We start from the raw sequence: 12,693 nt of genomic DNA, 5'->3' as shown, positions 1-12,693 counted from the left end.
TGCTATCCGGTTAGTCAACATGAATATTTATTTCTTTACTGGACGTGATGATATTTTTACCAGGAAGCTTATACTTGATCCTCATTTTGTAATCCCCTGACCGTATACCTGGAAATGGAGTATTAGCAAGAGTGCTAAACCATGAATTGTTACCTTCAAGAAGGTCCTGAGCCATCTGATACCTGTAATCAGAATAATCTTTATACATTGTTAATGGTAAATCATACAAGAAAACACCGGAACCTGAAGTTGTAGGATTGGCTGCTGAAAAGGCATCTGTTAATGGCAACGCTTCGAGTGCCAAATTTTGCTCAATATAAATAGCCTTAGCAGGTGGGGCTCCAAGTTTATCTGCTTGCCTCCATGTTAAGCTCAATCCATAGGCAGGATATGAAGGATATATTAGAGATTTAATATAGTTCTGATACCAATAATTATTACCCAAAGTCGCTTCTAGTTCTATTAATGGATCAACCTCTTTAAAGCCGTTCATTTCATAATATGAGAACAATTCAGGCCCTGACATATTAACCCCCAATTCATGAATCCCAGTTCTTACAGGCCAGCTCCAGCCATTATTTAATGAAAGGCTATTAATCTTCGCAATAAAAGTTGGATACGCACTCGTTCTAAAGAATGATCCATAAATGGCATCTTCCTGAAGAATATTCACTTCACCTTGCGCTTCTTTAGTCTCAACTTCCAATGTTGATTGCTGATCGCCCAAATCAACTTTTGAAGTTTTGGTACTTATATTGTCATCTATACTTGCTGAGGCCGTTTTGGGTACGTTAACAATATCAAAACTGTAAGTTGTATTTGTAGCTAAGCCTTTAGGAATAGTATAGTTTACATTTTGTGTAGTGTAACTGACTTCAAAATACTTAGGCGAGCCATTAGAGGCAACAATTCGGCCTTTTTGATCCCACTCACCACTTTCATCAAATAAATACGCCTGCCCAACCTTCAATTTAATATACCCTTGGTAGGATTCATCTTTGTAGAAATTACGCTGACTAATTACAGGGTAACTGTATTCTACATTCTCAAAAGGAATATAATCTGGAGCTTCACCTGTTGTAAACTCAACTTGCTTAGCTTCCGTAAATTTTGAGCCATCGACTTCAACAACTTTCCAAATTCCATTTACTTTTTCTTCAAAAGAAACTTGTAAAACGGCCTTTAATTTCTTTTTTGGAGGTAAGATTTCAATAGGGTTGAAAGCAACTACATCATTCGTATAGTTCCACTCTAATTTTCCTGGTATTTCCTGATTGCCGTCAAGAATCTTAAAGTGATCCATTTTAATTCTAAAGGACTTTTTAATATCATCCAGGTCAACCATCTCAAAGACCTTACCTACCTCCATATTAAAAACACCTTGAGATACATTGAATACGCTTACATCATTAGCTCCTTCATTTGGAGTAATTTCAGAAATGACCTGAATACCTTCAAGAACACTTCCCCCCTCAATTTGACAGTTGTCACCAATTGTTACCTCAAACTTGCAATCACCCTTAACTAAACCGCCAAGCACGCTAAATCTACCACCAACTACACCTCTTATCCAGATAGGGTTTGGCAATTTCGCCTGCATTACGACTGCTGCGGCTAAACTCAAAATATTGATTTTCTTTCGCTTGCCCAGGATTTTGACTTTAATGCCAATGGCACCATCGAAATATCCAAAGGCCTGACCATTGGCATACCAGCCATTGATTCCAATTGGACCAGAACTTCCAACACATGAAGCATTACCATAATCTTTAAGCATAATATCAAAGCCCAAGCCTGCTGCTAATCGGGCATAGAACATTAAGAATGTAATATCACCCGTGTCGAACTCTACCCTACTTCCAAATGCTACTCCTCTTCCACTGGCTAGCTCATTCAGGTCAGCCATATAGTCAAGGTCCATTCCTCCAAGGATTTGTGATACTCTTTCAGGTGGCGGTGGGCTAGCAGGAATATAATCGCCCATCATTAAGTAACTTTTCGTCTTTAGTATTTTGATCATCTCTAGCCCTAAAGGATCATCAGGACTTCCTGCATGGATATACCACTCACCAGGCTCAAAGTGTATTACTACCCATCCAGCTATGTTGTTTTGGCCAATGCCTTTCATAGTGCCACCAATTACTTCCACGAAAACTTCAAAATTTCCATGGAGTGTTTTATTCGGCACATCATAGTTTATGTGAATATGAGCAGCAATCATTGCGTCAGGGTTCAACTGATCCATTGCTCCTTGTGCAGCTCCGGCAACAAGTCCGCCAACTTTATCCTTCAAACCAGCTACATTCGGAGTAATGGAGGGTGTTAAAAAGTAGCCGTTGCCTTTAAAGTCAATCATGCGAACACCGCCACCAGAATTAAAGGTGATTTCGAGTGTTGCATCACCATTGAAAAGACCATCTGAACCAGAAGTTGCTAAATAAACAGTAGCTTTTAACCCCAGATTTACTGTTGGATCTGGGACATATACTATTCCGGACAAGGACTCACCAAGATAACTTCCCGCACCATCCATACTCTGCCTCATATGATAATAAGCGCCCCCACCAAAACTAGTAATGTCTATGCCGGTGCCAGATGGGGGTATGTTAGGAGCCAACGCATCAAAGAACCAAAATCGGTTAGTTCCCCTTTTACCAAATAATAATACAGCCTGTACCTCGAACTCATCCATAACAAGGACGGTGGCTTCTCCTCTTATTCCGTCTCCGTATGTATTATCATTCTTGAACCATTCTAATGTACCATCAACAGCTACAGGTCCTATATTCATGGCTATGCCTAGTCTGCTTATTTCTAGGCGCTCATAGCTAAACCTTTTTCCATCTGAATTGGTGCTCCCTACTACTACAATTCCTCCGGTAGCACCTATTCCTCCGCCATCTTCACCAATAACTTTTACCGTAACATCAAACACAATCCCAATCTCGTTAGGATCATCCATTAGTTTTGAACCAATTCTATTCAATGCAATTTCAAAGGCGCCAAGATTTTGCTTTACCCCTTCGGTGCCCAATGTAAATGCACCTAGTTGAACATATGGCTCTACAGTTTGTAATTGCAGTGCTTCAAAGTCTAATGAATTAAGCTTTGCCTCACCTGAACTAATAGAAAGACTACCATTTAGGTATGCCCTAGGCATAAATTTTTGATTTTTCACACTTACTTCCAGAAAAGAGCTCTCACGAAGTATTACTTCTGACGTTTTTAAAAACTCGAATTGTAAATCTTTCGAAGGTGAAACAGCAAACAAATACTCATTACCAGGATTGATTATAGCTGAATATTCAAATGGATTTTCTTTATCAACAGGCAGTGTTATTAGGCCATCAAATCCGGCAGCAGATATTTGATTAGATATGAGTTCAATGCGGATATTATTTACCGTGAATGGCCACTTATCCATTGTTCCATTGCCAAGAACATTAGTCGCTTCTAATACTCCCGAGAACCCACTGTCGTCAATAATCAAATTATATCCGGCAAAGCCAATACGATTATTCGAATCTTCTTCGTTAAACTGTTTTGGCAATTTAACAGAGACCTCACTTATAAATATACCTTGCCAGAAATTTGGATTGCCGGGGTCAAATGCATCACCATTGTAACCAGATGGATAGACAACCCCAGGAGCCTGATTAATAGAACTGTAATCCAATACAGCCTTTTTAACCTCAAACCCAACACCATCTAATCCATTAACTTGAAATGGCTCCATATTTACCTCAGCCACAAGTGCATCCCAACTAGTTAAATTTACTGCAGTAAATCTTCCACGCACATTGCCTGGACCTGGAGTACCATTTTCGGTGTCGGGCTTCAGCATGTTTCTTGAAAACTCTATTTCCGCATCTAAACCAAATGATTTAAAGCCAAAGCAATCCCACTCGACATACGTTAAACCTTCCCCTTTAAATATTAATAGGGAGTTTGGGCCCATTCCAATTTGATGATCTCCAAGAAGTTCGAGACGTGATACACCGCTAAGACCACCGTTCTTTGAAAATTCTATATTCGTTCCTCTGAAAGCCAATTTTTTACCGTTAGATGGGATTTCAAAGGCCATATAGGCAGTTAAGTAAGAGCGGGTAGGTAGCATTACTATGCTATCAATTACGATTGTATAAATAATATTCCCGATCGTTTTTTTGATGCCTACAGGTAAATCCAGTATGGTAGTTTCATCCAGCTGATCTACGAAACGCTGCTGTTCTTCAACGTAATTATTTAAAGAAAGTGCCCTTTCCTTGTATGAATCGATTATTGGATCGGCTGAATTCGGTGCTTCAAAACTTAAAGACTTTTCATCACTTAACTTGCTAGCATTCTCAGTTGAGAACTCAAATTTTCTGACTTTTTTAAATTTTGAAGATTTCGTTTCTAGTCTGTTGTAATGCGTTTCAGAAATTTCTTCAGTTGACCGTAGAACTGAATAATCTATAAATGATGTGGCATTGGTTTTAGATGAAAAAAATACCGCTCCCAGGCAAATGAATAATATCATTAGCCTCCAGCAATTGAGTCTCCCTAATCTATTATAGTGGTATATTTTACTAGCCAACTTTCACTTTTTAACCACATTTAACGTGTGGATAGTTTTTTACAAATTGGCTGCAAGAATAGTAGATTAAGAATTTAATAAAAATTCAATCTTGCCCTTATTATTACATTACATTAAAGTTTATTCGCGGAATTTTTCAATATTTTACCTAACTAAATTCATAATCAACTGAATTTGAGATAATTATAATATTTTACTAATCTAATAAAGTATATAACTTATTTAATAGATGTAAGTGACATGTAAGAATTATATAATAAATGAACAAAATTATAATTTAGTTGCTCTTTCTGTAAATCACTCAATATCAAATGCTTGCTAATTCAATGTTTTAACATCATTCATCAAAATCAAAAAAAACCAGCAACTTTCGTTCACTGGCTTTTTAACAATCACACACTAATTAATCATTCAACACATACAATCCAGCTAAAATCAGAAGCTCATCTTGAAAGATGTAGTTAATCTCACCTTTTCTAAAAATGCGTTTGGTGAATTCTATTAGCTCATTATTCTTAGCAAAGAGCTTCCATCTCGAGCTTAATAATCCGGCTGGCCTTAACTCATATTCATCCTCATCATTCAATTTTATCTTCGCGCTTTTCGACCATCTGGATTTATAAATCATGCCCAACCTATTTCTATTCTCATCCATAATGGCCACTTGCTTCTTACTAACGTCTATACTTTCAAACTGCAGCCTGCACTTGTTTAATTTATACTCGTTCGATTGTATCTCATCATTCATAAAATCACCTACCGGCATTTCTTCATGATAAATTAATCCGTTGTTCCAATGCAATGTTAATTTCATTTTTCCTCTTGTTAATTCCTTCTTTTTTAACGACCCAATCATTTAGATCGATCTTATTAAAACCAACTACATTGTAAATTTAGAGGGTATTTAAGGCATTTGGCTAGCACAAATACGGTAAATGCTTTCACTATCCCGACAAGGCAGCACTACCACAACTAACAACTGTTACAAATCCGACATTCGAGTAATAAAAATAAAAAAGGAGTGATTCAGTGAACCACTCCTAACATTCGCTCAATTTTCAATCTAGCTAACTTTAAATATTACTTAAGTTGAAATGTTCTGGATACATTAAACCCAAAATGTATTTCACCTTCGAAGAAGTCATTGGTTGTTTCTGTTACAAAACCCTTCGGAATCATCGCTGTGGCATTGGTAAATTGTAATTGAAATACGTGCCCGCCCGTTTCAATATCTACTCCCACTGCTATGGCATTGGTACTGTTTTCATTTAACTTCTGAAATTGATGGTAGTACTCAGCACAGAGGGCAAGTCGCTGAGAAATTTTAACCCTTCCGCCAACGCCCAATGCGTAGGCATCATTATTAATATCCTCTTCACCAATAAGGTTTCTGTGAACAAATGTGGGCATCAGCTGCAATGAAATGCCACTACTAATTTTACTCGCTATTAATAATTGATGCGTATTTGCCACTTTATCAGTAAAGCCTAGCTCCCTTTCCGGATCTTTTAATGTTTTAATGGCCATTGAACTCAACCAAGTTGCCGAGAAAGGCTTACTTCCTTTTCCTTTGGATTGTCTAATCAAGCGATATTTCAAAAATCCATCGAATGTTTTCTCGAAAGTACTCCTGCCCAAACCAAAATATAATCGATCTGATAATGCGTATTCCAATCCGATTCGCATCGTGGCTACATCCAATCCAAATAGATCATAACTTCCGCCATCAATGGTTCCAAATCGGTGCGAAATAATAAAGTCCATAACGCCTTTCTTACGGGTTTCGATTGTGTGTCCATTAATCAATCGAGTTCCTTTAAAGGTAGCCTCCACCCATGTATGCTCGTTCGATTGGGTTTCTTCCAAGCTTGCTAACAAATCATCTTGAGCAATGGCTGAAATCGTCAATAAGTATAATAATGATCCGATTACTATTTTTATCCCCTGCATGATTACATAGAAAAGTTAAATGACGCCTTTACTTCCACCACTTCAGCAATATTCTTTATTACTAACCGTGGAATTTTAATATCGTGATCTGCAATGGAGATATCGAATGACGTATTAGCTGATATTTTATCCCCAGAAATAGCGAATTGCACCATCGTTTTCAACGGTTTAGTAACGCCATGAATTTCCAATTCACCAATAGCTTGAGCTTCGAAGTTGCCCTGCTTGCTAAAGTCTAATTCACTAAAATTCTTGATCATCCCTTTAAATGATGCCTTTGGGTATTTATCAGACTCAAGGTAATTTTCGTTAAAGTGTTCTTCCATCAAACTTTTATCAAAGTGGAATCCTTTAATCTGCATGGTTACTGCCAAAATACCTTTCTGAAGGTCAATTGCTCCAATCACCTTTCTATTAATGGCTTCTATATCTTCCATCGGTGCTTCTGAAAAGAAGGTTGCAGTTCCATTATGGTCGATCAATGGGTTTTGAGCTAGTATTTTAGATACTGAAATTATAATTAGCAGCAGTATATAAATGCTCGTTTTTATCTTTTTCATGTGTATGTGATTTGATTAATTTCTTTGATTTATGTGAGTATCAGTTTTGGAGTGCGCCATCATCTACCCAACAAGCGATCATGTCAATTTCTTGTTGAGTTAATGTTCGTCCTCGTGGCATTGATCTGTTGGCTGTTCTTGCTTCTATTCTGTTAGCGCTTGATTGTATGCTTGAAAAAGATGTGAGGTTTGGCGAAACACTTCCATTATGGCAACCTGAAATAGCACAGTTGGTTTCTATGATACCCTTAATTGAGCTTTGATAGCTCACGCCTGACGTGATTTTCACATTACTTTTTACTTCACAGTCCAGATTATCTATGGCAGTTATCGAATAACTACCAGCATCCAATCCATTGAATACATTACTTGTTTGTGCTGCACCTCCATTAATAAAAAATGAATAGGGTTCTTCCCCGCCTGATACTGCCACTTGAATTGAGCCATTCGCAGAACCACAACCCGCTTCGCTTGCTGTAATATCGTCCAAATTAACTCCACCTAAATTCTGAATAGTTACCGCCAGTTCTGAAGAACATCCTTTAGCATCTTTTACTATCACATTGTACGTCCCGGCTGCTACATTGCTAAAAACACCATCTGAGTTGCTGCCCGCTTCTGAGCTGAAGGTATAGGGCAATTCGCCACCACTCGCAGCAACAGAAAAACTACCATTAGAAGAACTGCACTCTGCATCTTTACTTTCAATCAATACCATTTCCACAGGTGATGTTGTGCAATCAACTTGTGGTTCGATTTGATCATACGTACATGAAAAAATACCAAATATGGCTAAAATCAATATGATTGAAATTACTTTGTTCACCTCCATGGCGTAATAATTTTGTTTTAATGATGAATTGGCAATCAAAACAAAAGGGTGGATAGTAACCCCAATTAATAAGGGGCTACTGTACTATCAACCCAAACTATGATAACCTTACTGAAAGCAAAGCTAGGTGGTAATTAAGCCTGTCGGCTAGCATAAAAACAGTGAATGTGAGTACTTTTCCGACAGTGGCCTGAGAATATTCCGACCGACTATAACAAAACCGACAAAGTAACTTCCTATGCCCTTCCTTGAACTAAATCTGAGGGGCTAGCGCCAAATTCTTTCTTAAAACTTTTAGAAAAGTATGATGGGTTGGAAAACCCGGTTTGAAATGCTATTTCGGCAATATTATTTTCATTTTTTAAAATAAGTTCTTTAGCGCGGTGCAACCTCACTGAGGAAATTAACTGGTTTGGAGATTTATTTGAGATGGCCTTAAGTTTTCTTTGAACTTGTCGTTCACTCATGCCAATTTCACGGCAAAGCATTTCCACACCAAAAAACTCATCACTCAAATGTTTGTCGATAATTTGCAGCACGCTCTCCAAAAAAGAATCATTTAGTGGGAGTTTATTTTTAATTGTTATATCCGATCTGCTGTTTTCATCTAAGTGATCCATAACCATGAAAAGTGGCTGCGCTTCGCCACTAAGTGGATCAACAATAGTCTTATATTGTGTAATAGTTAAGCCTGCCCCAGAAAGTAAAAACTTAACAGGTTGTGTAATTAATATTTGGTTTGGTTCTGCCGGTTCAAGAATTGAGTGATTCAAATCTTTTGTTTTATCGCTCAAATAGTAAGTTTCATCTACAAAACCTTCAGTAATATGTATACCTGCAGCTAATTGTACATTGGAACTACCAAAAGTCTCAAATAAGTCTAAACAACAATGAACTGCTTTACTTGGTCCCTCAAAAACAGCAGTAAATGAATCATTATCATACTGCACTATTTTACCTCTGTATTGAGCTACCCTTTGATTAACAAGCTCCTGACTATTTATATTTTCTTCTCCATTCGAAATGAGTCGTACAGCCACAACGGTATAAAGTCTAACCTCATAAGTAGCTGAGGGTTCAACATTAGCAATGAAAGATTTCATTTCTTCCAGAACTTCATCCGTATTTCCTGCCCAGAATAAATGGTCATCCCCATCGAACTCTACGAACTTTGCCCCTTTAATCCTCTCCGCAATAAATCTTCCCTCTTCTATTTTAACATCAATATCATTGGTACGCTGCATAATTAAAGCAGGTACTTTAATAGAGCTTAAAATATTAATGATGTCGACTTCAGTATTCATTTTAGTGAGCACCATGGCCGCGCTGGGGCTCGCACCGGAACGAAAATAGTTGGCTAACCAATCCATAAAAACAGGGTCATTGGCCTTAGAAGGTGCAAGAGATTCTAAATTCATATCTCCACTACCCCAGCTATTTTCAATCATATCATACACCTTTTGGCGCTCTTCATCAGTTGGTGCCCAAGGATATTCCGGTGCATATCTGCGCTTTGCAAATATTCCAAAAGTGATCATAGATATTACTCTATTTGGGTAGGTGGCAGCAAAAAGTGCTGAAACGCAACCACCTTCAGAATGTCCAAATAATATAGCTTTTTCAGAGCCAATGGCATCCATCACTGCCCTTATGTCATCCATGCGCTCTTCTAGCGTGGAAAGCTCCACCACCCGATCTGACAGACCAGTACCTCTTTTATCAAAAAGTACTACACGGCATATTTTACCTAACTCTTCCAGAAAGCCAACAAGCTCGGGGCATGCCCACATCCAATCGATATTAGAAACCCAGCCAGGTATATAAACCAGGTCTACAGAACCTGAACCAAAAACCTGGTAGGCTATGTTAATACGACCACTTTTTGTGTATTGAGTTGCTGGCTTCATTAGTTGGTTAGGGTCTGTAATTACTGCTAAATTATCGTCATTTTATTTTATAAGGAGATAATAAAGACATTTTTTAAAATAACACTGCTACAAACTCAATAAATATAAGCTACCGTCAACTAAACATATTAATAAAGCCATGGATTGAATTCTAATTATGTAACAAACGTTACAATCTGGTATCTTGACATTTAGTTATTTTGCCATTTACAGATGGAACGCTATTTAGAAATTTTTATTGAAGGGTATAAAGGGTACGCCAGCTACCTGTGGAATGAGATAACCAACCCCAGCTGGCATAGTTACTTTTACTGGTTAGTTGGCGTTTCTGCCTTCTTTTTTGTTATTGAATTAGTTAAACCCTGGAGAAAAAGCCAACCTACCTTCCGTAAAGATTTCTGGCTGGATTTCTTCTACATGTTTTTCAACTTTTTTCTTTTTTCTCTGATCATTTACAATGCAGCAAGCGATGTGGTGGTTAACTTTTTTAATGATGCTCTTAAAAGCATTGGTATTACCAACCTGGTGGCTTTTGAAGTGATGACATGGCCAGTTTGGGCTCATCTGTTAATAGGATTTGTAGTTAGGGATTTTGTGCAATGGTGGACGCATCGCTTACTTCATCGGGTTCCTGCTCTCTGGGAATTTCACAAAGTACATCACTCCGTTGAACAAATGGGTTTTGCCGCTCACTTGCGTTATCACTGGATGGAAAATGTGGTGTATCGATCGATTGAGTATATACCATTAGCCTTAATCGGAATTGGGCTACGTGATTTTTTTATCATTCATATTTTTACGCTGGCTGTTGGCCATTTCAACCATTCCAACTTCAGATTAAATCTGGGCCCGTTAAAATATATTTTCAATAATCCACAAATGCACATTTGGCATCATGCTTATAACTTACCTAAAGAAAAGAGATATGGTGTAAATTTTGGCCTAACCCTAAGCATTTGGGACTATCTCTTCAAAACCAACTACATTCCGCATGATGGGCGCGACATAAAACTTGGTTTTCCCGGAGTAGAAAAATTCCCTCAAGATTTTGTTCACCAGAACTTTCATGGGTTTGGTAAGAAGAGATAAGAAAATCCTATTATTTACAGTAAAGTATAGACCGTATATTTTCTAACAATTATTAATAAAGACAAAGGGTCTAACTATCACCTTGATTTCTTTTTTGACGGACACAGTGCAAATCGAAAATGTCATCACAAAGAAATCACATTCATAAATTGATATTAGTTTTTGCCAGATTGTAAATACAGGCTCATTTATTGGTTTTATGTAGAAATCACCTAAATGGAGCTTTTTTGTGTAAATTTTCCACATCACTAGAGAAAAATATTACTCAAATATGATAGTCAAACGGCTATAAATGTACTGAGCAGAGAATGGCATGATATTACCATTTTATAGGGTATAGAATTTTAACATTAAAACTAAAATATCATGAAAACTAAATTTAAGCACATCTTTTTGACTTCGTTATTACTAGTAGGGCCGATGGTTCTACCACACACAACGATTGCTCAGAATGATGATAAAAGCTATCAAGAAATTGAAGAAACCCAGAATGACATTGAAAAATTGTACGTTGAAGTACATCGTATAATTGACGAATATCCTGAGGCTACTTACAGCTATGTATACGATGACGGAACAGTAACTGAGGTTGTTATTGATGGAATTCCTAATAATCGTGATAGAAAACAACTTGAAGTTTATCTTATCGATTTAGAGGAAATGAAAGATGACATTAATAACACTCCCAACCGTGTAGGTGTGTACTATGCAGCTGAAACGGAACCAAAACCTAAAATAGGTATGGAAAAATTCTACAATGAATTACATAGTAACCTAACATACCCTGAAGACGCTAAGGAATTAGCGGTAGAAGGTACCGTTTATGTCAAATTCATAGTCGATCGCACAGGAAATGTAGAAAATGTAATTGCCAGTGAAGATTTAGAAGCTCCTGGTGAATGGGTAGTGAAAGCTATGAAAAAAGAAGCTATAAAAGCTGTTAAAGAAACTAGCGGTGAATGGAAACCTGCAGAAATAGCGGATATTCCAGTAGCTCAGTGGGTTGTACTTCCAGTACAATTTAAAATTGAAAACCCATACTATACTCCAGTATTGTAATAGGGAAGTATAATAACTATTAATAATATAAATCATCCGTGACACCATTGTTGCGGATGATTTACTATTCTATATCAATAGTGATACTTCGAGCTTTGAATTAGCTATAACTAAAAGAATATATTCATGAAGAAGACAATAACCATATTAATTTTATTAACAATTTGTAATACATCATTTCTTAAAGCACAAAACAGCTCATGGCTGGAAAAGGAATTTATTACAGCTACAGAAAATGCACGTGACCGAATTGATAGCCTGAAACGAAATGGAAGCGTGGTACGCGTACAATATGAAGATGAAAAAGAGCTATTAAGACGTGCAGAACAGTTTGTCGGGCTTTTAAAAGATGACCATGAAGTTGATGTTCAATTATTAAAAAATTGGACTTTAAGAATGAAAAGACTTGGCGTTAAGCCAAGCGATGAAGCAGAAGGAGTTCAATACACCAGCACAGATACAAAGCCATATGACGAGCTTGAGTATGAACTTACCATACATATCAATATGCTCAATGGTCAAAAAAAATCAGGTAAAATAAGTGCCTCTGAATATGAAACAAAAATTAAGGAGGCTAAGAGTTTATTGAAAGAAATAAATTCATTACGTGATAAAATGGTCGAAGTAAAAAATGAACTTGATGCCCTTCAGACAAAGTTTCATAAAATGAAATATTAGTGACTTCAGAGTGGCCACTTTATTCTATACACAATAAAA

General features: G+C 37.2%; 9 protein-coding genes. 3 read left to right on the top strand and 6 right to left on the bottom strand.

Annotation, left to right across the window (positions count from 1 at the left end; all coding sequences use genetic code 11):
* Window positions 1–10 precede the first annotated feature (10 nt).
* The 6 genes from JR347_RS06440 to JR347_RS06415 form a co-directional block, all read right to left on the bottom strand.
* Complete coding sequence (locus JR347_RS06440) at window positions 11–4,522, bottom strand: hypothetical protein (RefSeq protein ID WP_205723229.1); 4,512 nt, start codon at window positions 4,520–4,522, stop codon at window positions 11–13.
* 460 nt (window positions 4,523–4,982) lie between these two features.
* Window positions 4,983–5,393 carry a hypothetical protein gene (locus JR347_RS06435; RefSeq protein ID WP_205723228.1) on the bottom strand — a complete coding sequence of 137 codons (411 nt, stop codon included), beginning with the start codon at window positions 5,391–5,393 and terminating at the stop codon, window positions 4,983–4,985.
* Between the two features lie 266 nt (window positions 5,394–5,659).
* The gene (locus JR347_RS06430; RefSeq protein ID WP_205723227.1) at window positions 5,660–6,529 is read right to left on the bottom strand and encodes a DUF5777 family beta-barrel protein; all 870 of its coding nucleotides are present in this window, start codon (window positions 6,527–6,529) and stop codon (window positions 5,660–5,662) included.
* Window positions 6,530–6,531: 2 nt separating this feature from the next.
* Window positions 6,532–7,089: a YceI family protein gene (locus JR347_RS06425; RefSeq protein ID WP_205723226.1), complete on the bottom strand. Its 558-nt coding sequence runs from the start codon at window positions 7,087–7,089 to the stop codon at window positions 6,532–6,534.
* Window positions 7,090–7,129: 40 nt separating this feature from the next.
* Window positions 7,130–7,921, bottom strand: coding sequence for a hypothetical protein (locus tag JR347_RS06420; RefSeq protein WP_205723225.1), 792 nt, complete (start codon window positions 7,919–7,921; stop codon window positions 7,130–7,132).
* A gap of 236 nt (window positions 7,922–8,157) precedes the next feature.
* Window positions 8,158–9,828 carry an alpha/beta fold hydrolase gene (locus tag JR347_RS06415; RefSeq protein WP_205723224.1) on the bottom strand — a complete coding sequence of 557 codons (1,671 nt, stop codon included), beginning with the start codon at window positions 9,826–9,828 and terminating at the stop codon, window positions 8,158–8,160.
* A 213-nt stretch (window positions 9,829–10,041) separates the two neighbouring features.
* Here JR347_RS06415 and JR347_RS06410 point away from each other — a divergent pair, with 213 nt between their 5' ends.
* The 3 genes from JR347_RS06410 to JR347_RS06400 all read left to right on the top strand — a co-directional run bounded on the left by JR347_RS06410 (window position 10,042) and on the right by JR347_RS06400 (window position 12,654).
* Window positions 10,042–10,917 (top strand): sterol desaturase family protein, encoded by an 876-nt coding sequence (locus JR347_RS06410; RefSeq protein WP_205723223.1) that lies wholly within the window; start codon window positions 10,042–10,044, stop codon window positions 10,915–10,917.
* 366 nt (window positions 10,918–11,283) lie between these two features.
* Entirely contained in the window at window positions 11,284–11,976 is a 693-nt protein-coding gene (locus JR347_RS06405) for an energy transducer TonB (RefSeq protein WP_205723222.1), read from the top strand.
* 126 nt (window positions 11,977–12,102) lie between these two features.
* A complete protein-coding gene (locus JR347_RS06400) occupies window positions 12,103–12,654 on the top strand; it encodes a hypothetical protein (protein ID WP_205723221.1) in 552 nt (183 codons plus the stop codon).
* Window positions 12,655–12,693 lie beyond the last annotated feature (39 nt).

Source organism: Fulvivirga lutea, from assembly GCF_017068455.1.
Taxonomy (GTDB): domain Bacteria; phylum Bacteroidota; class Bacteroidia; order Cytophagales; family Cyclobacteriaceae; genus Fulvivirga; species Fulvivirga lutea.
Note: the sequence above shows the minus strand (reverse complement) of the source record. Positions and strands in the feature narration are given on the sequence as shown.

Coding starts and splice junctions, on each gene's coding strand:
- JR347_RS06440 (WP_205723229.1), bottom strand. CDS start 4,522: ATGATATTATTCATTTGCCTGGGAGCGGTATTTTTTTCATCTAAAACC.
- JR347_RS06435 (WP_205723228.1), bottom strand. CDS start 5,393: ATGAAATTAACATTGCATTGGAACAACGGATTAATTTATCATGAAGAA.
- JR347_RS06430 (WP_205723227.1), bottom strand. CDS start 6,529: ATGCAGGGGATAAAAATAGTAATCGGATCATTATTATACTTATTGACG.
- JR347_RS06425 (WP_205723226.1), bottom strand. CDS start 7,089: ATGAAAAAGATAAAAACGAGCATTTATATACTGCTGCTAATTATAATT.
- JR347_RS06420 (WP_205723225.1), bottom strand. CDS start 7,921: ATGGAGGTGAACAAAGTAATTTCAATCATATTGATTTTAGCCATATTT.
- JR347_RS06415 (WP_205723224.1), bottom strand. CDS start 9,828: ATGAAGCCAGCAACTCAATACACAAAAAGTGGTCGTATTAACATAGCC.
- JR347_RS06410 (WP_205723223.1), top strand. CDS start 10,042: ATGGAACGCTATTTAGAAATTTTTATTGAAGGGTATAAAGGGTACGCC.
- JR347_RS06405 (WP_205723222.1), top strand. CDS start 11,284: ATGAAAACTAAATTTAAGCACATCTTTTTGACTTCGTTATTACTAGTA.
- JR347_RS06400 (WP_205723221.1), top strand. CDS start 12,103: ATGAAGAAGACAATAACCATATTAATTTTATTAACAATTTGTAATACA.